Source organism: Burkholderia sp. 28_3 (assembly GCF_003253915.1).
GTDB classification, from domain to species: Bacteria; Pseudomonadota; Gammaproteobacteria; order Burkholderiales; family Burkholderiaceae; genus Burkholderia; species Burkholderia cenocepacia.
This window is the reverse complement of record NZ_QKZF01000001.1, coordinates 208,030-228,738: the sequence shown is the minus strand read 5'-3', so window position 1 is coordinate 228,738 and position 20,709 is coordinate 208,030. Positions and strand designations below refer to the sequence as shown.

Here is a 20,709-nt window from a genome sequence, read left to right as displayed (position 1 = left end):
GCCATGGCGCGCGCTCACGAGATGCTGACCGTCCAGTCCGGCGACGTGAAACTCGCCGTCTACGTAAGCGGGTCGCGGCGCGCGCCGCCGCTGATCCTCGTGCACGGCTATCCCGACTCGGCGGCCGTGTGGGCGCCGGTCCGCGCGCAGCTCGCGAAGCGCTACCGCGTGATCGCGTACGACGTGCGCGGCGCCGGCGCATCCGATGCGCCGCGCCGCCGGGCCGATTACACGCTCGACCGGCTCGCCGGCGACCTGAAGGCGGTAGCCGACGCGACCTGCGGCGGCCGGCCGTTCCACCTCGTCGGCCACGACTGGGGCTCGATCCAGTGCTGGGAGGCCGTGACCGACCCCGCGTTCCGCGGCCGCATCGCGTCGTACACGTCGATCTCGGGCCCGTGCCTCGATCACGTGTTCCGCGCGAAGCTGCGGCTCAAGCAGAGCCTGAAGTCGTGGTACATCGGGTTCTTCCTTCTGCCGCTCGTGCCATCGCTGGTATGGCGGCTCGGCGGCGCCGCGCTGTGGCCGCGCTGGCTCCAGCTCACCGAACGCGTGCGCGCCGAGCGCGATCCCGTGCAACTGAAGAACGCGCTGAACGGGATGCAGATGTACCGCGCGAACTTCATCGCGCGGGCCCGCCAGCCGCGTGAGCGGTATGCGCAGGCGCCGGTGCAGATCCTGGTGCCGGTGCGCGACCGCTACGTGACGCCCGAGATGTCGGTCGACCTCGACCGCTGGCTCGGCGACCACGTGCGCGAGGAAATCGACGGCACGCACTGGATCGTACTGCGCCATCCGGACCTGATCGCGTCGCGGATCGACCGTTTCGCGTCCGCGCAGGAGCGACCGGCGGCGACGAACGCCGCGGTTCAGCGCGCCGTCGGCGGCGCCGGCAGGCGTTTGAACAGCGTCTCGTAATCGACGACGAGCCCGTCGTCGTCGATGTCCATCTCGGCCGTGAAATTCCGGAAGATCCCTTCGTAGCGGTAGCGCCGGCCCGGTTCGACGCACGCGTAAGCCTGCTTGACCGGCGCGACCGTCAGGTCCGGCGTCGAGATGTACGCGACGTCGATCGGCCGCCGCTCGCCGCGCGCGAGCCCGAGGCGGCCGATCGGCAGCGAATTGGTGAACGGCGTCGCGGCGATGTCGATGTCGATGCAACCGTCGAGCGCCGGCAACGGGCGGCCCGCGCCGTCGCGCCAGTGGCCGGTGCCGTCGCCGCGCAACGCCAGCGTGCCGCCGCCCATCACCTTGAGCACCGCATAAGTCACGCGCCATTGCGCATCGCACTCGACGCGATACGCGAGCCCGTATGCGCGACCGTACCGCTGGCCGACCACCGCGCTTTCGACGACGATCGCGCCGCCGCTGCGGTCGAACGTCAGATGTTCGACCCCGTCGCCTTCGAGCGACGCCCACCGCACCTCGCGCATCGTTCCACCTCCCTGTTTCCCCATTGCGGGGCATCGTCGCACAAATCCTGACTATCCAGAATTCCCTATTCCGGTGCATGGGATTGTGTCCTATGCTCGCGGCTCGTCCTGTTCCGCCGCCATCATGCCTACCGCCCGCCCCGTCCCGCCGTCGATCGACCTGCGCATCCTGCTGCGCGGCATCGGGCAGATCGTGCTGCAGGCGCATGCGCTCACCGGCGCGCTGCTGCTCGCCGCGCTGGCGCTGACCGACCTGCGGCTCGCGTGCGCCGCGCTGGTCGGCTCGGCCGCCGCCAGCATGACGGCCGTGCTGACGGGCGCCGACCGCCGCGACGTCGGACAGGGCCTGCACGGCTTCAACGGCGCGCTGGCCGCGCTGATCGCCGTGCTGTTCGCGCCCCATCCGCTCGCCGCCGTCGCGCTGGCGCCGCTGGTCGCGATCGGCGCGGCGCTCGTGCAACGCGCGATGCGGGTGCCGCTCGCCCGCTGGCGCCAGTGCCCGTATTCGGGCCCGTGCCTGGCCGTCACCGCGCTGTGGCTGCCGCTTGTCGCAGTGCAGCATGCGGACGCCGCGGCCGCCGGCCCGGTGCTGACGCTCGCGTCCGCCGCCGACGCGCTGCTGTCGGGCCTCGCCCAGACCACCTTCGCGCAAGGCGCGTGGGCCGGCGCGCTGATCGTCGCCGGCCTCGCCGTCGCATCGCGCCGCGCGGCCGCGTTCGCGCTCGGCGGCGCGGTCGTGTCGACCGTGCTGCTGGCCGCGCTGGGCGCAAGCGGCGCGCTGTTCGCCGACGGCCTGCTCGGCTTCAACGGCGCCCTCGCCGCGCTCGCGCTGATGCCGCGCGGCCCGCGTGCGGCGCTCGCGGCGGCCGCGCTCGCCGCGCTGATCCAGTGGCTCGCGATGCGCGCGGGCATCCCCGCGTTCACGGCCCCGTTCGCGCTCGCGTCATGGGTGACCGTCGCTGTCGCGCGCCGCTTTACCCTCGGAGAACCCGATGTCGTCATTCGCACACCGTCCTGATGCCGTGAAGCCCGGCGGCCCGATCTCGGACGCCGAACGCAAGCTGCGGGTCGACCTCGCCGCCGCGTACCGGCTCGTCGCGCTGAACGGCTGGGACGACCTGATCTACACGCATCTGTCCGCGACCGTTCCGGGCGAACCCGGCCACTTCCTGATCAACCCGTTCGGCCTCACGTTCGACGAGGTTCGCGCGTCGAACCTCGTGAAGATCGACCTCGCCGGCCACCGGATCGGCGACAGCGAGCACACGGTCAACGTGACCGGCTTCGCGCTGCATGCGGCCGTGCACGCGGCGCGCGCCGACGCCGTCTGCGTGATGCACCTGCACAATACGGCCGGCATCGCCGTATCGATCCAGCGCGACGGGCTGCTGCCCGCATCGCAGCACGCGTTGCGTTTTCATGGCGACCTCGCGTACCACGACTACGAAGCGCTCGCGTTCTCGCCGGCCGAAGGCGCGCGGCTGACCGCGAGCCTCGGCGCGAAATCCGCGATGCTGCTGCGCAATCACGGCACGCTGACGGTCGGCCGCACCGTCGCCGAAGCGTACGTGCTGATGGATACGCTGATCAAGGCGTGCGACATCCAGGTTCGCGCGCAGGCCGGCGGCGGGCCGCTCGTGCTGCCGGAACCGGCCGTCGCCGCGCGCACCGCCGAACAACTGCGCGACGGCGGCGCGATCGAAGGCGAACTGGAATGGCCGGCGCTGCTGCGCCGCCTCGACCGGATCGATCCGTCGTATCGCGACTGACGCCGCATCCGCACCCGACCGAATCGTTCATCGTCAATCGTTCAACCTCAACCGGAGCATTTGCCATGCCGACTTTCAATATCCAGCTGTTCGAAGGCCGCACCGTCGACCAGAAGCGCGCCTTCGTCGAAGCGATCACGCGCGTCACGTGCGAGACGCTCGGCTGCGCGCCGGGCTCGGTCGACATCATCCTGACCGACGTGAAGAAGGAGAACTGGGCGACGGCCGGCAAGCTGTGGAGCGACGAGCGCTGAGCGCCGAAGGCGGCGTCGCGCCGGCGTCGCCCGCCCTGCGCTGAACCCTGCACCGCGGCGTCCGCGACGGGCGCCGCAGGCCCGCTCCACCGCCCGCCGCCGTTGTGCGCCCGCACATCGCTTTGTCACGCAATCGGCGCATAATGCCGGACAGACGCAGCAACCAATGGCCACCCGACGAGGAGACCGCCATGGAAGCGAAGAACGAGGAAGTCGTCGCACACCTGCTCTCCGACGTCGTCGAATTCGCGCGCGCTCGGCTGCCCGAAGCCACGTTCCGGATCGTCGAACCCTTCCTGCGTCATTACTACGATTTCGTCGATGCCGACGATCTGCAGAACCGCAGCATCGCCGACCTGTACGGCGCCGCGATGGCGCACTGGCAGACCGCCCAGAAATTCGTGCCCGGCAGCGAACGCCTGCGCGTGTACAACCCGATCCTCGAACAGCACGGCTGGCATTCCGACCACACGGTGATCGAGATCGTCAACGACGACATGCCGTTCCTCGTCGACTCGGTGACGATGGCCGTCAACCGTCTCGGGCTCGCGCTGCATTCGGCGCTGCATCCGGTGTTCCGCATCTGGCGCGGCGCCGGCGGCGGCATCGAGCGGGTCGACGCGGGCGGCGCGACATCCGGCGACGGCCAGTCGCAACTCGCGTCGTTCATCCATTTCGAAGTCGACCGCTGCGGCGACGCCGCGTTGCTCGACACGCTGCGCGAGGACATCGCGCGCGTGCTCGGCGACGTGCGCGCGTCGGTCGAGGACTGGCCGAAGATCGTCGACATCGTGCGCGCGACCATCAAGGAGATGAAGGCGCGCGAATCGACCGCGGAGGACATCGAGGCGCGCGCGTTCCTTGAATGGATGGCCGCCGATCACTTCACGTTCCTCGGCCAGCGCGACTACGCGCTCGTATCGGACGGCACGGGCTTCGGGCTGCGCGGCATCGAGGGCTCGGGCTTCGGCATCCTGCGCGAAGCGCTGCGCACGTCCGGCGCGCCCGACGTGACGCCGCTGCCGCAGGCCGCCGCCGACATCATCACCGGCGCGTGGCCGATCTTCCTGACCAAGGCGAATTCGCGCGCGACGGTGCACCGGCCCGGCTATCTCGACTACGTCGGCGTGAAACTCGTCGGCGCCGACGGCAAGGTCGTCGGCGAGCGCCGCTTCATCGGGCTCTACACGTCGACCGCGTACATGGTGTCGACGGCCGAGATCCCGATCGTGCGCCGCAAGTGCGCGAACATCCTGCGGCGCGCGGGCTTCCTGCCGAAGGGACATCTCGGCAAATCGCTCGTGACGGTGCTCGAAACCTATCCGCGCGACGAACTGTTCCAGGCCGACGAAGACCAGCTCTACGACATCGCGCTCGGCATCCTGCGCCTGCAGGAACACCAGCGCACGCGCCTGTTCGTGCGCCGCGACCGGTTCGACCGCTTCGTGTCGTGCCTCGTGTTCGTGCCGCGCGACAAGTACAACACCGACCTGCGCCGCCGCATCGCGAAGCTGCTGGTCGACGCGTACAACGGCGTGAACGTCGAATTCACGCCGCTGCTGTCGGAATCGGCGATCGCACGGATTCATTTCGTCGTGCATGCCGAACCCGGCACGATGCCCGACGTCGACACGCGCGAACTCGAAACGCGGCTCGTGCAGGTCACGCGCCGCTGGCAGGACGATCTCGCCGACGCGCTGCTCGACGCATTCGGCGAAGAGCAAGGCAACCGCCTGCTGCAGCGCTATGCCGAGTCGTTCCCGGCCGGCTATCGCGACGACTATCCGGCGCGCACGGCCGTGCGCGACATCGAGCTGATCGAGCGCGTGAAGGATTCGGGCCAGCTCGCGATGAACCTGTACCGGCCGATCGAGGCCGAGCCGCGCGCGTTCCGCTTCAAGGTGTATCGCGCGGGCGACCCGATCGCGCTGTCGCGCAGCCTGCCGATGCTCGAACACCTCGGCGTGCGCGTCGACGAGGAGCGGCCATACCGGATCCAGACGCAGGATGCCGCGCATGCATGGGTACACGATTTCGGCCTCGAGCTCGCCGACGATACCGAGTTCGACATCGAGCGCGTGAAAGGCCTGTTCGAGGATGCGTTCGACCGGATCTGGAGCGGCCGGATCGAGAACGACGACTTCAACCGCCTCGTGCTGCGCGCGCACCTGAGCGCCCGCGAAGTGACGATCCTGCGCGCGTATGCGAAATATCTGCGGCAGGTCGGCTCGACCTTCAGCGACGCGTATATCGAGCGCGCGCTGACCGGCAACCCGGCGATCGCGCGGCAACTCGTCGAGCTGTTCGTGCTGCGCTTCGACCCGCGGATCGGCGACACGCGCGACGTGCAGGCCGAACGGCTGCTGAAGGCGATCGAAGGCGCGCTCGACCAGGTGCCGAACCTCGACGAGGACCGCATCCTGCGCCAGTTCCTCGGCGTGATCAACGCGACCGAACGCACGAACTACTTCCTCGCCGACGCGAACGGCGAATCGAAGCCGTACCTGTCGTTCAAGTTCAACCCGGCGAAGGTGCCCGGCCTGCCCGAACCGAAGCCGATGTTCGAGATCTGGGTGTATTCGCCGCGCGTCGAGGGCGTGCACCTGCGCGGCGGGCGCGTCGCGCGCGGCGGCCTGCGCTGGTCGGATCGCCGCGAGGATTTCCGCACCGAGGTGCTCGGGCTGATGAAGGCACAGATGGTGAAGAACGTCGTGATCGTGCCGGTCGGCTCGAAAGGCGGCTTCGTCGTGAAGAACCCGCCGCCGCAGAGCGATCGCGAGGCATGGATGCGCGAAGGCATCGCGTGCTACCAGACATTCCTGCGCGGGCTGCTCGACCTGACCGACAACCTCGCCGGCACCGCGATCGTGCCGCCGCCCGACGTGGTGCGCCACGACCCCGACGATCCGTATCTCGTCGTCGCCGCCGACAAGGGCACGGCCACCTTCTCCGACTACGCGAACGCGATCTCGCACGAATACGGCTTCTGGCTCGACGACGCGTTCGCGTCCGGCGGCTCGGTCGGCTACGACCACAAGAAGATGGCGATCACCGCGCGCGGCGCGTGGGAATCGGTGAAACGGCACTTCCGCGAGATGGGCATCGACACGCAGACGACCGACTTCACCGTGGTCGGCGTCGGCGACATGTCGGGCGACGTGTTCGGCAACGGGATGCTGCTGTCGCCGCATATCCGGCTCGTCGCCGCGTTCGATCACCGGCACATTTTCCTCGACCCGAACCCCGACCCGGCGACGAGCTTCGCGGAGCGCCAGCGCATGTTCGCGCTCGAGCGCTCGAGCTGGGCCGACTACGATACGTCGGTGATTTCGGCGGGCGGCGGCGTGTATCCGCGCACCGCGAAGACGATCCCGCTGTCGCCGGCGGTACAGGCCGCGCTCGGCATCGACGCGCACGCGCTGCCGCCGACCGAATTGATCCGCGCGATCCTGCAGGCGCCGGTCGACCTGCTGTACAACGGCGGCATCGGCACCTACGTGAAGGCGGCGCGCGAAACCCACGCGCAGGTCGGCGACCGCGCGAACGACGCGGTGCGCGTGAACGGCGCGGACCTGCGCTGCAAGGTCGTCGGCGAAGGTGGCAATCTCGGCTGCACGCAGTTCGGCCGCATCGAGTTCGCGCAGCGCGGCGGCCGCATCAACACTGATGCGATCGACAACTCGGCCGGCGTCGATTGTTCGGATCACGAAGTCAACATCAAGATCCTGCTCGGGCTCGTCGTGTCCGACGGCGAGATGACCGAGAAGCAGCGCAACGCACTGCTCGCCGAGATGACCGACGAAGTCGGACTGCTGGTGCTGCGCGACAACTACTACCAGACGCAGGCGCTGTCGATCGCGGGCCGCTATGCGGTCGAGCTGCTCGACGCCGAGGCGCGCCTGATGCGCTGGCTCGAACGCGCGGGCCGCCTGAATCGCGTGATCGAATTCCTGCCGACCGACGACGAAGTCGCCGAGCGGCAGGCCGCGAAGCTCGGCCTCACGTCGCCGGAGCGCGCGGTGCTGCTCGCGTACAGCAAGATGTGGCTCTACGATGCGCTGCTCGAGTCCGACGTGCCCGAGGATCCGCTGGTGGCCGCGATGCTCGTCGACTACTTCCCGAAGCCGCTGCAACAGCGCTTCAGCGAGCCGATGCGCCGCCATCCGCTGCGCCGCGAGATTCTCGCGACGCATCTGACCAACGCGCTCGTGAACCGTGTCGGCTGCGCATTCGTGCACCGGCTGATGGAGGAAACCGACGCGAAGCCGGGCGACATCGTCCGCGCGTGCATCATGGCGCGCGACGTGTTCGATCTCGATGCGGTATGGCGCGACATCGACGCGCTCGACAACCGCGTCGCCGACGACGTGCAGGCGCGCATGTTCGTCGACGTCGCGCGGCTGCTGGAGCGCGCGGCGCTGTGGTTCCTGCGGCATCTGCAGTCGGGCGCGGTGGCCGACGGCGGCGTCGCCGAGCTGATCGCGCGCTGTCGCGACGCGGCGGCGCGGCTCGCCCCGCAACTGCCGTCGCTGCTGCCGGCCGACGATCTCGATGCGTTGTCCGAGCGGCAGCGCGTGCTGGTCGACGCCGGCGTCGACAGCGCGCTCGCGGTACGCGTCGCGAGCGGCGACATCTCGGCCGCGCTGCTCGACATCGCCGAAGTGGCGGCGACCTGCAACCGCAGCCTCGAACTCGTCGCCGGTGTCTATTTCTCGCTCGGCACGCTGCTCAATTACGGGTGGATCGGCGAACGCGCGGCGAACCTGCCGACGCCGACGCACTGGGACATGCTCGCGCGCGCCGCCGCACTCGCGGAAGTCGCGCGGCTCAAGCGCACGCTCGCGACGAGCGCGCTCGCGGAGTCGCCGGATTCGACCACGCCGGAGACGATCGTCGGCGCGTGGCGCGCGCGCCGCGAAGCCGCGCTGGTGCGCTACGAACACCTGCTCGCGGATCTGCGCGCGTCCGGCGGCGCGAGCCTCGCGGTGCTGCTCGTGGTCGTGCGGGAGATGGCCGTGCTCGAACGCGCGTGACGAGTGTGACGGACGCGACGGGTCAGACCGTCGCGACCAGCAGCTCTTCCGCGCGGTTCGGCGGCCGCAGACCGTCGGTGCGCTCGGCGAAGTAACGGCGCGTCAGCTCGGCGGCCGACACGTGTTCGGCCTTCGCGAAGCCGGCCTCCCGTGCGAGCGCCTGGATCTGGTCCGGCATGAAGAAGCTGATGAACGGCGTGCCGCTCGCCCGCGCGCCCTTCGCGGCCATTTCCATCCCCGGGCGCACGTCCGGATCCGCGTTCTCCAGCGGCAGCAGGAACGTCATCGCGAACGTCGAGCCCGGCGCGAGCGACGCGACTTCGCGCAGCGCGGCCGCATTCGCTTCGCGCGTCAGGTACATGCTGACGCCGGTGGATACGACGACCGCCGGCTTGCCGGCATCGAAGCCCGCACCGACGAGCGCGTCGCGCCACGACTGCTTCGCCTCGAAATCCACCGGCACGAAGCGCAGCCAGTCGGGCACGCCGAAGCCGAGCTCGACCAGGCGGCGCTGCTTCCAGCGCTGCGGCGCCGGCTGGTCGACTTCGAACACGGTCACGCGCGACGCCATGTCCGGCCGACGCTGCACGAAGCTGTCGAGCCCCGCGCCGAGGATCACGTACTGGCGCACGCCGCGCGCGGCCTGCTCGGCCACGAGATCCTCGATGAAGCGCGCCCGCGCGACGATCGACGCGCGAAACGGCCGCGTGAACTGCGGATCCATGTCGCCGCGCTGCTGCCAGCCGGGTGCCGGCGCGAGCAATTGCAACCCGATTTCGTCCGTGAGCACATGCGGCGGCGCGTCGAGCTCGACGTGCAGCGCGCGCCACAGCGCGACGCGCGCGGCCGTGCTGTCGGGCGCGTCGTCTTCGCGGATAGCCGTCATGTCGACCTCACGCGCCCTGCTTGCCCGGCGCCTGCAGGCGCCACACCCGGCCGTCCGGATCGCACACCGTCATGTCGCGCGTGCCCCAGTGCGTGTCCTCGAACGGCGTGACGACCTCGACGATCGGCTGCGGCTGCACCGCCTGCTCGTCGGCCACCTTGAGCACGACCTGCATGTCGGGCGTTTCGCTCGGTGGCACTTCGGCGATGAACAAGAATGGACCGTCGCCGCTGCGCAACTGGCCCGAATTGTGGTCGGTTTCGAACTCCAGCCTGAAGCCCAGCGCCTGAAAGAACTTCGCCGACTTGCCCCAGTTGTGGGTGGTGAGATACACGGCTTCGATCCGCTCGGATGACATGTCATTCCTCCTTGTTGGACGGTTCCGCGCCGGACGGCGGCGCGGCCAGGTACGCGCGCAACGCGTCGGCCACCAGCGCGGACAGCGATTGCTCCGTTTCGATGGCGCGATGCTTGACCTGCCGGATCAGGCCGAGCGGCAGGTACACGTTGAATTGCTTCACTTCTTCGTCGGTCATGGATACTAGTATGCTAGCAATCTAGCAAAAGTCAACTGAGGGTGATCGCGGGATGGTCGCGGCCCGCGTGCGGGCCGCCGTCGGATGTCGGGTGTTCGCGTTACCGCGCGGGGCGCGCCGCGAGTCGCGCGAACAGCGCGTCGAGATCGAATCCCGCCGTATTGATGCCGATCGTGTCGCGCAGGCACGCGGCCCAGTCGGCAGCATTGTCGAACGTGACCGTGCGCCCGGCCCCCGCCGCGTCGCGCAACGTCAGCGCGGTGTTGAGCAGCGCCGCGCGGCCGTCCGGCAGCACGCGGCAAGCGATCAGGTCGTTCACGAAGATCGATTCGGGATAGGTCGACGTGAACCAGTTCGCGGCGTCGTAATCGATCCATTCGGCCGGCTTCAGCGAGAAGCGGTAGGTCGTCTGCCAGCCGTCGGGGATTTCGAACTGCATGTCGAATTCGCCGTCGACCGGCGCGTCGATCACGCGAAACGCGCCGTGCGGCGTCAGTTGCCGCTCGCCCGGCACGAAGCGCAGCGGCGCGGTCAGCGTCGCGCTGCCGAAGCCGATGTCCGCGAGCCACGCGGCCCCGTCGAGGTCGATGCGCAGCAACATGTGCGTCTGCGCGGTGACGATCTCGGGCGGCCGCATCCAGCGCACGCGCGCGATCAGCGGCGTGACGCGAAAACCGATCGTCGTGAGCGCGGTGTAGAACAGCTTGTTGAGTTCGAAGCAGTAGCCGCCGCGGCGGCGTTCGACCACCTTGTCGACGATCGCGGGCAGGTCGAGCGCGACGCGCGCGCCGGTCAGCGGATTGAGGTTTTCGAACGGAATCTCCTGCGGGTGCAGCAGATGCAGCCGGCGCAGCACGTCCAGCGTCGGCGCGGCCGGGCCGTCGTAGCCGATGCGGGAGAAATAGCGCGAGAGGTCGAACGAGTCAGTCATGAACCGGCACCGATAAAAGGGACCCGCCACGATAGCATCGCGCGCAATCCCCATGTTGTGCGGGGCGATTGTTCGTGGTCGACGCGCGCGATGCGGGCCGCGCATCGCGCGCACATCCGCGCCACGTTGACGTTACGGCAGCAGCTTCAGCGCGGACGACGCGACCGACGGCACCGAAATGCCCTGGCTCGTCGCGAACTGGACGGCCTGGCCGAGCGTCGCGGCCAGCGACTGCAACTGGCCCGGCGCGCTTTGCGCGATATACGACGCGGCCTGCATGTTCTGCGGATTCAGGCCCGACTGCAGCAACGACGCGGCGCTCGTCGAACCGAGATTGCCGAGCCCCGACTGCAGTTGCGAATACTGCGTGAGCCCCTGCCCGAGCGACGCGAGCCCGTTGCTGAACGCCTGCTTGTCGATCGGGCCGTGCGTGGCGCCGCCGCTCGCGAACGCCTGGCCGAGCGCCTGCGACACCGATTGCTGCGCGCCGCCCATCTGCGACAGCGTGGCCGGCGACAGCGCATCGGCACCGGACAACTGACTCGCGGCCTGCTGCGCCTGCCCGGCCGCCCCCGTCAGACCCATCGCCGATGCGAGCGACGACTGGCCGTTCAGCACCTGCTGGTTCGCCCCGACATAGGCCTGCAGCAATTGCGCGACACCGCCCTGCGCAGGCGCCGCCTGCTGCTGCCCGCCGCCGAGCAGCGACGCGCCGAGCGACTGCAGGTCGAGCTGCGCGTGCGCGGCGCCGCTCACCAGGATGCCGAACGCGATGCCTGCCGAGGCCAGATGCCGGCCCGTCGCGCGAATGTGCTTCATGTGTGTTCCTCGTGCCCGAATTGTCGAGGCGATATTGTCGAAGCGCGTCGCGCGCCGCCGCAACGACTGAAACACATCGAAACGAAATCCGGCGGCGGCGCCGCTTGCAATTCGGCGACCGACGGGCCCCGTCACGCAGATTCGCGCGCGTTTGCCGAGCGATGTCGTGCGCGCATCGCGATTCGTTCTCCGGCTGCATCAATGGCGGATGTCGGGTCCGGCGGGCGCCCGCGAACGTCGCGTCGAGCGATGCAAAACGAAACGGGCAGCTCGTCGCCGCCCGCTCCGTCACCCCGGCAACTGGCTACCGGTTGCCCGCCTGCCGCGGCATCACGCGGCCATCCACGCCGGCACGCGCCGGGCCACCCAGTCGGCCGCCCGCTCGTAGCCGCGCGCAAGCTGCAGCACGGCGAGATCGGCGCGCGGACGCCCGATCAGTTGCATCCCCATCGGCAACCCCGCGTCGTTGAAGCCGACCGGCACGTTGATCACCGGGCAGCCGGCCAGCGTCCACGGCACGACCGTTTCCATCCAGCGGTGATAGGTGTCCATCGCGCGGCCCGCGATCTCCTTCGGCCAGCGCTGGTCGACGTCGAACGGGAACACCTGCGCGGTCGGCGCCGCGATGAAGTCGTAGCGATCGAAGAAGCTCAGCACCGCCTGATGCCACGCGGTCCGTTCGACGCTCGCATCGAACACCGCCGCGCCCTGCAGCGCGAGCAGCCCTTCGACCTCGTAGATCGCCTCGGGCTTCAGCAGCGCACGGCGCGCCGGGTCGCGATAGTGCGCGAGCAGCCCGCCGCCCGACAGCAGGTGCCGGTGCGCGAGCCACAGACGCCAGATCCGGTCGGGTGCGAACGCCGGCAGCGCGGCATCGACGTCGCAGCCGATCTCGCGCAGCGTCGCCAGCCCGTGCTCGCACTGCGCGAGCACGCCGGCCTCGGTCGCGAGGTAACCGTTCCAGTCGCCGACCCACGCGATGCGCTTGCCGCGCAGGTCCGCGTCGAGCGGCTGCGCGAACACCGCCGGATCGTCCGCGAGCGACAGCGGATCGTTGCGGTCGTAGCCGGCCTGGATCGCGAGCAGTTGCGCGACGTCGCCGACGGTGCGACCCATCGGCCCTTCGATGCCGAGCTGCTGCATGAACACGTCGACGCCCGGCCAGCGCGGCACGCGGCCCTGCGACGGGCGAAAGCCGTAGATGTTGCAGAACGCGGCCGGGTTGCGCAGCGACCCGCCGAAATCGCTGCCGTCCGCAACCGGCAGCATCCGCGACGCGAGCGCCGCCGCCGTGCCGCCGCTGCTGCCGCCCGCGCTCTTCGTCAGGTCGTACGGGTTGCGCGTCGCGCCGTAGACTTCGTTGAACGTATGCGAACCGAGCCCGAACTCGGGCGTATTGGTCTTGCCGATGAAGATCGCGCCGGCCGCGCGCATCCGCGCGACGCCGACGGAATCGGCCTGCGGTACGTTCTCGCGGAAGATCGGCGAGCCGTAGGTCGTGCGCAGCCCCTTCGTCATCGCCAGATCCTTCGGCGCCTGCGGCATCCCGTGCAGCCAGCCGCGATACTCGCCGCGCGCCAGCTCCGCGTCCTTTTCCGCGGCTTCCGCCAGCAGCGCATCGCGATCGCGCAGCGCGACGATCGCGTTGATCGCGCCGTTCACGCGCTCGATGTGATCGAGATACGCACGCATCGTCTCGACGCACGACACCGCCTTGCTGCGGATCGCCGACGCGAGCTCGCCGGCCGACAGGCGTACGACCGGATCGACGGAAATGGAAGCGGGAGCGAGAAACTTCGGGGCGCCGTGCGGCATGCGGGGTCTCCTGGGAAGCGGTAGCGGATGGCGCGCCGCCGGGCGGCGGCCGACGCTCTACTCTACGCGACGCGCCCCGGGCGACCTCCGATATTTTGCGGCGCAATTCATTGCGGATCCGACTGAATCGCGCTCGCGCGAACGGCCGGCGACGACCGGGCGGAACGGGCGACGCCGCTCGCTGCCGTTTATGCGCATAAACTTAAATTTCTTATATTTTTAATCGGTGCGTCACGGGACCGCGCGCGTTAACGACATTTTTATGCGGCCGGCCGATCTCTTTAGATCGCTTCGTGCGGCCGCACGCTACGCTGGAAGCACTTCGTTTCCGGGTTCATCGTCCATGCTCAAGCTGCTGGTTCCGGTCGGTCATTCACCGCGCTCGCTTCAGGCCGTCCGGCACGCGACGTTTCTGTATCGCGAGCGCTGCGCATCGGAGGTCGTGCTGATCAACGTGCAGGCGCCGCTGGAATCGACGCGGCTCGAGGCCTATCACCCGCTGTCGCGGTTGCGCGCGATCGAGACGCAATTCGCGACCGACGATCTCGCGATGGCCGAGCGGATCCTGCGCGATGCGGACGTGAAGTTCAGCGTCGTGATGAAGGTCGGGCCGGTGGCCGACACGATCGCGGCCACGGCGGCCGAGACCGGGTGCGACGAGATCGTCGTGGCCGGGCCGCGACGCGATCCGCTGCACGCGTTGATGTCGGTGTTTCGGCGCAGCGTGATGGCGCGGCTGGTGCGGATTTCGAATGTGCCGGTGACGGCGGTGCAATGACGGAAACGGCGCGTCATGCGTGCGCATCGTGCGCACGCTGTCGCGCGGCGCTCAATCGATGACCTTGCGCCAGAACACGAAATAGGCGGCCGCGGAAGACGCCAGCAGCAGGATGGCCCACATCGGGGCAAGACTGATCAGGACGGAAGAGACGTTCAACATTTTGGTTTCCTCACTATTTCGACAGCGATATTCGACACCTGCGTGCTTGCCGGACCCGATGCGTCGACCCCGCATCGCATGCCGTCAAATCATGCATTCATGCTATCGCTTCGAACGGCCGTGCGACCGCCGCCGCCCGCCCGCACCCTGACATTCGTCAAACTCCCGCGCATTGGCCGCTCGTCGGACCGCGACCGAAAAACGGGACAGGATCGTCCCGCTCCGCCAGCGCTTTCAGCAGACGTTTACCGGGGGAAGCCCCAAGTGCTTCGTCGAACGTGTCCGCGTTACGCTTGAGCGACGAGGAGACGAACCATGAGACGAGCCGTACATATCGCCGTTTTTGCATTGCTGGCCTATCTCATCGGCGATCGCGCGATCCTGCACGCGCAGGGCCGCGACGCCAGCCCGCTCGCGTGCGAGCAAGGCGCCGCGCAGGTCAAGGCCGACGCGCTCGGTCGCGGCTTCGGCGAAGCCGCCGCCGGTAGCCAGAGCGAGGCGTTCATGTCGGGCTGCCTGGTGACGGGACGCAGCGATCAGGACGTCGCGATGGCGGCCCGCTGACGCGCCGCATCCGGCGGCGAGCGGGCCGCGCCCGAAGTCGCGGGCGCCGGTTCGCGCTGCCTGCCCCACTGTCCCGATACGGACGTTGCCGTCCGCCCTCCCTGCCCCCTTTACGCCCGACATGACCGATCCGAACACCGCGTTGATCCAGCGCTTCTACACGGCCTTCCAGCAGCGCGACATCGACGCGATGCTCGCGTGCTATGCCGACGACATCGTGTTCAGCGATCCCGCGTTCGGCGAGCTGCGTGGCGAGCTCGCACGCGACATGTGGCGGATGCTGGTCGCGCGGGCGCAGGAATTCTCGCTGACGTTCGGCGAAGTCGCCGCGGACGACCAGGCCGGGCGCGCGAAATGGCGCGCGGACTACCGGTTCGCCGCGACCGGACGGAGGGTGGTCAACCGGATCGACGCGCGTTTCCGGTTTCGCGACGGACGCATCGTCGAGCATCGCGACCATTTCGACCTGTGGCGCTGGGCGCGTCAGGCGCTCGGGATGAAGGGCGCGCTGCTCGGCTGGACGCCTTTCATGCAGCGCGAGATCCGCGCGCAGGCACGGAAAAATCTCGACGCGTATCGCGCCAAGCGGAAATAGGCCACGCCCCGCGGCCGCTTCGCTACGGCTTCATCGTCGCGTTGATCAGGTCGTAGGCCATGTCCGGCACCACGCCGTCCGGGTTCGACAGGCCGTTCTGGCGATACCAGCTTTCATCGGCCTCCGGATGCGGGCCGGCAAGGCCGACGCGTCCTTTGCCGTAGCGGTACGTGGCGGCGGCGATGTCCTTGTTCGGGTAGATCGCCAGCACGATCCCGCCGGAGCCGATCGGCGCGACCGGGAGCCTCGCGCCGTCCTGATAATAGATCCAGCGCTTTTTCCCGCGCCAGACGACCGGCGTCACCGTGTCCGCGATGCCGTGAAGCGTCGAGCCCGGCCGGTCGACCTCGGAGTCGATATCGCCGGCAACCAGCCCGAACCCCTGCGCGCCGGCCAGGTAGGCGCCCATGCAGAGCCCCAGGTATCGGCCGCCGTTCGCCACGTAATGCCGCACGGCCCTGATTGCAGGCCGGCCGATGCTGGCGGCCGCGCCGGGAATGTCCTGCCCGCCGCCGGGCTGCACATAGAGCGCCGCACCGGCCAGCGCCGCGGGCGTGATCTTGAGCCGTTCCGCCGGCCCCACGTAGATCACCCGGAACCGGTAGTCCGATTCCCGCAGGCGTCTGGCGATGGTTTCGGGGCACCCGTCGCACGCGGCAGGCCCGCGATAGACCAGCGCGACCGGCCGGCTCGCCGCGTCGCGCGCTTCGTCGCCGGGCGCGGCCGCGTGAACGGCCGGCGACGCGACGAGCGTCGCCATCAGGAAAATCGCGTCTCTGGAGCGCATGTCGTGGATCGCCGGAGTCAAGGAAATCGCCGCCGCCCGGGTCGAATCGACAGGGGCGCGGCGACTTCCGCCTCCAGTTCCGAAACCCGATTGCAAGCTGCGTGACGGCAAGCGTAGCGGCCCGAACGCGCCCGGTGTGTACCGTTTCCTGCGGGCTTGTGCAGATATGTGCGGCACCGGCGGCCTGAGCCGACACCCTGCACTCGCCCGCCCGACCGCGCCCGACAAGGCCGCCTCCCGCCATGCAACCCCGCCTTCCGTGTTTCGCATTGCCAACTCTTATATAAGACATAAGACATTTGACGTTGCACACCATTGAGATTAGAATCCCGCTCAAAGCAGTGCCTGGAATAGCCCCGGAGTGCCGGCAAGGCCTTCCCCTCAAACGCAATATCAGCAGGTCTCCCCATGCTTGAAAACTTTCGTGCTCACGTGGCCGCCCGCGCCGCGCTCGGTATTCCTCCCCTGCCGCTGACGGCTCAGCAGACCGCCGAACTGGTCGAATTGCTGACGAACCCGCCCGCCGGCGAAGAGCAGACGCTGCTCGAGCTGATCACCCATCGCGTGCCCGCCGGCGTCGACGAAGCCGCCCGCGTGAAGGCCGGCTTCCTGGCCGCCGTGGCCAAGGGCGAGACCGCCTGCCCGCTGATCTCGCGTGCGCACGCGACCGAGCTGCTCGGCACGATGCTCGGCGGCTACAACATCCAGCCGCTGATCGAGCTGCTGTCCGACGAGGCCGTCGCCGCGGTCGCCGCCGACGCGCTGAAGAAAACCCTGCTGATGTTCGACCAGTTCCACGACGTGAAGGAACTCGCCGACAAGGGCAACGCGCACGCGAAAGCGGTGCTGCAGAGCTGGGCCGATGCCGAATGGTTCACGAGCCGTCCGGAAGTGCCGGAAAGCCTGACCATCACCGTATTCAAGGTCACGGGCGAAACCAACACCGACGACCTGTCGCCGGCGCCGGACGCCACCACCCGCCCGGACATCCCGATGCACGCGCTCGCGATGCTGAAGAACGCGCGCCCGGGCATCACGCCGGAAGAAGACGGCAAGCGCGGCCCGGTCAAGTTCATCGAATCGCTGAAGGAAAAGGGCCACCTGGTCGCCTACGTCGGCGACGTGGTCGGCACCGGCTCCTCGCGCAAGTCGGCCACCAACTCGGTGCTGTGGTTCACCGGCGAAGACATTCCGTTCGTCCCGAACAAGCGCTTCGGCGGCGTGTGCCTCGGCGGCAAGATCGCCCCGATCTTCTACAACACGATGGAAGACGCCGGCGCGCTGCCGATCGAGCTCGACGTGTCGCAGATGGAAATGGGCGACGTGGTCGAACTGCGCCCGTACGAAGGCAAGGCGCTGAAGGACGGCAAGGTCATCGCCGAATTCCAGGTCAAGTCCGACGTGCTGTTCGACGAAGTGCGCGCCGGCGGCCGCATTCCGCTGATCATCGGCCGCGGCCTGACCGCGAAGGCGCGCGAAGCGCTCGGTCTCGCGCCGTCGACGCTGTTCCGCCTGCCGCACCAGCCGGCCGACAGCGGCAAGGGCTTCTCGCTCGCGCAGAAGATGGTCGGCCGCGCGTGCGGTCTGCCGGAAGGCCAGGGCGTGCGCCCGGGCACGTACTGCGAACCGAAGATGACCTCGGTCGGCTCGCAGGACACCACGGGCCCGATGACCCGCGACGAACTGAAGGACCTCGCGTGCCTCGGCTTCTCGGCCGATCTCGTGATGCAGTCGTTCTGCCACACCGCCGCGTATCCGAAGCCGGTCGACGTGAAGACGCACCAGACGCTGCCGAACTTCATCAGCACGCGCGGCGGCATCGCGCTGCGCCCGGGCGACGGCGTGATCCACTCGTGGCTGAACCGCATGCTGCTGCCCGACACCGTCGGCACCGGCGGCGATTCGCACACGCGCTTCCCGATCGGCATCAGCTTCCCCGCAGGCTCGGGCCTGGTCGCGTTCGCGGCCGCTACCGGCACGATGCCGCTGGACATGCCGGAATCGGTGCTGGTCCGCTTCAAGGGCAAGATGCAGCCGGGCGTCACGCTGCGTGACCTCGTCAACGCGATTCCGCTGTACGCGATCAAGCAAGGCATGCTGACGGTCGCCAAGCAGGGCAAGAAGAACATCTTCTCGGGCCGCATTCTCGAAATCGAAGGCCTGCCCGACCTGAAGGTCGAGCAAGCGTTCGAGCTGTCGGATGCGTCCGCCGAGCGTTCGGCTGCCGGTTGCACGGTGCGCCTGAACAAGGAACCGATCATCGAGTACCTGAACAGCAACATCACGCTGCTCAAGTGGATGATCGCGCAGGGCTACCAGGATCCGCGCAGCCTGCAGCGCCGCATCGCGGCGATGGAACAGTGGCTGGCCGATCCGCAACTGCTGTCGCCGGATGCCGACGCCGAATACGCGGCCGTCATCGAGATCGACCTCGCCGACATCCATGAGCCGATCGTCGCCTGCCCGAACGACCCGGACGACGTGAAGACGCTGTCCGACGTCGCCGGTGCGAAGATCGACGAAGTGTTCATCGGCTCGTGCATGACCAACATCGGTCACTTCCGCGCCGCGTCGAAGCTGCTCGAAGGCAAGCGCGACATTCCGGTCAAGCTGTGGGTCGCGCCGCCGACCAAGATGGACCAGAAGCAATTGACCGAAGAAGGCCACTACGGTGTGTTCGGCACGGCCGGCGCCCGCACCGAAATGCCGGGCTGCTCGCTGTGCATGGGCAACCAGGCACAGGTGCGCGAAGGCGCGACGGTCATGTCGACGTCGACCCGCAACTTCCCGAACCGCCTCGGCAAGAACACGAACGTGTACCTCGGCTCGGCGGAACTGGCGGCGATCTGCTCGCGTCTGGGCAAGATCCCGACCAAGGAAGAGTACATGGCCGACATGGGCGTGCTCACCGCCAACGGCGACAAAATCTACCAGTACATGAACTTCGACCAGATCGAAGACTTCAAGGAAGTGGCCGACACCGTGCAGATGTAAGCACGCAGTCGGGCTGCGACGGGAAGTCGACGTCGCAGCGCACCGAAAGGCGCCGCGGGCCGAATGGCCGCGGCGCTTTTTTTATGCGTCGGCGAACGGACGCGCCCGCGCGGTCAGTCGAGCAGCGCGTGCAGCCGCTCGACCACGTCGAACGGCAGGCCTTCGTCATAGCCGTCCGCTTCGTCGAGATCGACGTACTCGCGGCCGTCGGTCGGCTGCAGCATCAGTGCCGGCACGGGCCGCACGACCGGTACGTCCGGATAATCGTTCGGCCCCGCGCCATCGAAGTCGTGCGGATCGAACCAGATTCCGTGATCGGCGTAATAGCCTTCCGCGTAACGTTGCTCGATCTCGCGCAGCAACCGGAACGTATCCCGTTGATACGACGCGGCGTTTTCGTCCGCATACTGCACGAACCACGCGGCGCCGAGATTCCAGTAGATCGATCAGCAACGCGGTCGCGCGATCGACGTTGCGGTTGTCCAGCAGCCAGCGCAACGCGCGGCCGTTGCCGTCGTAATTGGAGCGTGCGGCGAACCGGTGCCACTGCTCGGGCGTCGCGCCTTCGAGCCAGGTCCGGACGATGTCCCACATTTTCTGTTCGATTTCGGTGTCGTCCATGGAGTGCGTCTTGCGGAATGAGCGGTAACGGGAAGTGCTTCGATGACCGGCGATTCTAGCGCCGCTTCGCGATACTCATGCGGCGTCGCCGCCCGGCTCGCGACGGATCACCAGTTCGTTGAAGCCGGTGCCCGCATCGGGCTCGCGCGAGAAGCGATGCGCGGGCAGCAGCGCGAGCAGGATCTCGGCCGTCGTGCGCACCACGCAACCACTCGCGACATGGCCGCCGGTCACGCGGCCGTCCGCATCCGAGACCGACATGTGCAGATGCGCGCCGTCCGGCGACACCGAACCGGCCAGCGTCAGGATTTCGAGGTCGCCGCGCAGCGCGGTCGGCTGGTCGACGCCGGCGAAGCGCAACTGCGCAACGCTCAGGCTGCCGATACCCTGGATCACGAAGGCCGCGTGCGCTTCATGCTGGTGTAGCGCTGCCTCGATGGCGCCGCGCAGATCGTCGCCGGGGGAAAGACGCAATGGACGGGCTTGCATGGTCGAGAACCTGTGGGTCGATCGTGGTATCGATCAAGCGTACGTTCGCCGCGTGAATCCGGCAAGTCATCCGCTCGCGATACTCCCCGCGCGTCGGTGTCTTCCCGGCGTCGTTTCATCCGCTACCGTTCGGCTCTGCGCCTCCGCATACGGACCCCTGCCGCCTGGTTTCGCACCAGCCGCAGCGCATCGGTTCGTTTCCGTACGAACGCACATGCGTCCGTATGAAAACCGACCCTAACG

At 68.5% G+C, this 20,709-nt stretch carries 19 protein-coding genes and 1 pseudogene; 9 read left to right on the top strand and 11 right to left on the bottom strand.

Annotation, left to right across the window (positions count from 1 at the left end; translation table 11 throughout):
• Positions 1–3 precede the first annotated feature (3 nt).
• Positions 4–918, top strand: coding sequence for an alpha/beta fold hydrolase (locus tag DFS13_RS01090; RefSeq protein ID WP_111441300.1), 915 nt, complete (start codon positions 4–6; stop codon positions 916–918).
• Here the strand turns inward: DFS13_RS01090 and DFS13_RS01085 are convergent.
• Positions 870–1,433 carry a putative glycolipid-binding domain-containing protein gene (locus DFS13_RS01085; protein WP_111441299.1) on the bottom strand — a complete coding sequence of 188 codons (564 nt, stop codon included), beginning with the start codon at positions 1,431–1,433 and terminating at the stop codon, positions 870–872. The genes DFS13_RS01090 and DFS13_RS01085 overlap by 49 nt on opposite strands.
• 124 nt (positions 1,434–1,557) lie before the next feature.
• Between DFS13_RS01085 and DFS13_RS01080 the strand changes: the two genes are divergently transcribed.
• From DFS13_RS01080 to DFS13_RS01065, 4 genes are all read left to right on the top strand, one after another.
• Positions 1,558–2,451, top strand: a complete 894-nt coding sequence (locus tag DFS13_RS01080) for an urea transporter (RefSeq protein ID WP_111441298.1) — start codon at positions 1,558–1,560, stop codon at positions 2,449–2,451.
• Positions 2,426–3,202 (top strand): class II aldolase/adducin family protein, encoded by a 777-nt coding sequence (locus tag DFS13_RS01075; RefSeq protein ID WP_006496946.1) that lies wholly within the window; start codon positions 2,426–2,428, stop codon positions 3,200–3,202. Before DFS13_RS01080 ends, DFS13_RS01075 begins: the two co-directional genes overlap by 26 nt.
• The gene (locus tag DFS13_RS01070; protein WP_258171101.1) at positions 3,148–3,456 is read left to right on the top strand and encodes a 4-oxalocrotonate tautomerase; all 309 of its coding nucleotides are present in this window, start codon (positions 3,148–3,150) and stop codon (positions 3,454–3,456) included. The genes DFS13_RS01075 and DFS13_RS01070 overlap by 55 nt, the downstream gene beginning before the upstream one ends.
• Positions 3,457–3,647: 191 nt before the next feature.
• Positions 3,648–8,489: an NAD-glutamate dehydrogenase gene (locus tag DFS13_RS01065; protein ID WP_109342563.1), complete on the top strand. Its 4,842-nt coding sequence runs from the start codon at positions 3,648–3,650 to the stop codon at positions 8,487–8,489.
• Positions 8,490–8,511: 22 nt separating this feature from the next.
• On the opposite strand, the gene DFS13_RS01060 is transcribed toward DFS13_RS01065, so the two are convergent.
• The 6 genes from DFS13_RS01060 to DFS13_RS01035 form a co-directional block, all read right to left on the bottom strand.
• The gene (locus DFS13_RS01060) at positions 8,512–9,375 is read right to left on the bottom strand and encodes a class I SAM-dependent methyltransferase (RefSeq protein ID WP_006487235.1); all 864 of its coding nucleotides are present in this window, start codon (positions 9,373–9,375) and stop codon (positions 8,512–8,514) included.
• Positions 9,376–9,382: 7 nt separating this feature from the next.
• Positions 9,383–9,733 carry a glyoxalase/bleomycin resistance/extradiol dioxygenase family protein gene (locus tag DFS13_RS01055; RefSeq protein ID WP_111441297.1) on the bottom strand — a complete coding sequence of 117 codons (351 nt, stop codon included), beginning with the start codon at positions 9,731–9,733 and terminating at the stop codon, positions 9,383–9,385.
• A 1-nt stretch (position 9,734) separates the two neighbouring features.
• Entirely contained in the window at positions 9,735–9,911 is a 177-nt protein-coding gene (locus DFS13_RS01050) for a ribbon-helix-helix protein, CopG family (protein WP_006487211.1), read from the bottom strand.
• A gap of 100 nt (positions 9,912–10,011) precedes the next feature.
• A complete protein-coding gene (locus DFS13_RS01045; protein WP_111441296.1) occupies positions 10,012–10,842 on the bottom strand; it encodes an arylamine N-acetyltransferase in 831 nt (276 codons plus the stop codon).
• Between the two features lie 132 nt (positions 10,843–10,974).
• Positions 10,975–11,661: a hypothetical protein gene (locus DFS13_RS01040; protein WP_012493397.1), complete on the bottom strand. Its 687-nt coding sequence runs from the start codon at positions 11,659–11,661 to the stop codon at positions 10,975–10,977.
• Positions 11,662–11,991: 330 nt separating this feature from the next.
• Entirely contained in the window at positions 11,992–13,476 is a 1,485-nt protein-coding gene (locus DFS13_RS01035) for an amidase (RefSeq protein WP_111441295.1), read from the bottom strand.
• 343 nt (positions 13,477–13,819) lie between these two features.
• On the opposite strand from DFS13_RS01035, the gene DFS13_RS01030 reads away from it, so the two are divergent.
• The 3 genes from DFS13_RS01030 (at position 13,820) to DFS13_RS01020 (ending at position 15,575) form a co-directional block, all read left to right on the top strand.
• A complete protein-coding gene (locus tag DFS13_RS01030; protein WP_012493398.1) occupies positions 13,820–14,254 on the top strand; it encodes a universal stress protein in 435 nt (144 codons plus the stop codon).
• A 477-nt stretch (positions 14,255–14,731) separates the two neighbouring features.
• Positions 14,732–14,980 (top strand): hypothetical protein, encoded by a 249-nt coding sequence (locus DFS13_RS01025; RefSeq protein ID WP_006487226.1) that lies wholly within the window; start codon positions 14,732–14,734, stop codon positions 14,978–14,980.
• A 121-nt stretch (positions 14,981–15,101) separates the two neighbouring features.
• Entirely contained in the window at positions 15,102–15,575 is a 474-nt protein-coding gene (locus tag DFS13_RS01020) for a nuclear transport factor 2 family protein (protein WP_111441294.1), read from the top strand.
• Positions 15,576–15,597: 22 nt separating this feature from the next.
• Here DFS13_RS01020 and DFS13_RS01015 read toward each other — a convergent pair whose 3' ends face one another.
• Positions 15,598–16,383, bottom strand: a complete 786-nt coding sequence (locus DFS13_RS01015; RefSeq protein ID WP_226244748.1) for a BPL-N domain-containing protein — start codon at positions 16,381–16,383, stop codon at positions 15,598–15,600.
• A 387-nt stretch (positions 16,384–16,770) separates the two neighbouring features.
• On the opposite strand from DFS13_RS01015, the gene acnB reads away from it, so the two are divergent.
• Positions 16,771–19,356, top strand: a complete 2,586-nt coding sequence (acnB, locus tag DFS13_RS01010) for a bifunctional aconitate hydratase 2/2-methylisocitrate dehydratase (protein ID WP_034202186.1) — start codon at positions 16,771–16,773, stop codon at positions 19,354–19,356.
• 113 nt (positions 19,357–19,469) lie between these two features.
• Here acnB and DFS13_RS40710 read toward each other — a convergent pair whose 3' ends face one another.
• From DFS13_RS40710 to DFS13_RS01000, 3 genes and pseudogenes are all read right to left on the bottom strand, one after another.
• Positions 19,470–19,769 carry a hypothetical protein gene (locus tag DFS13_RS40710; protein ID WP_241308477.1) on the bottom strand — a complete coding sequence of 100 codons (300 nt, stop codon included), beginning with the start codon at positions 19,767–19,769 and terminating at the stop codon, positions 19,470–19,472.
• Positions 19,770–19,854: 85 nt separating this feature from the next.
• Positions 19,855–19,950: pseudogene (locus DFS13_RS40705) on the bottom strand (DUF4274 domain-containing protein); the annotation flags it as partial.
• A gap of 102 nt (positions 19,951–20,052) precedes the next feature.
• Positions 20,053–20,466 carry a PPC domain-containing DNA-binding protein gene (locus DFS13_RS01000; RefSeq protein WP_111441293.1) on the bottom strand — a complete coding sequence of 138 codons (414 nt, stop codon included), beginning with the start codon at positions 20,464–20,466 and terminating at the stop codon, positions 20,053–20,055.
• Between the last annotated feature and the right edge of the window lie 243 nt (positions 20,467–20,709).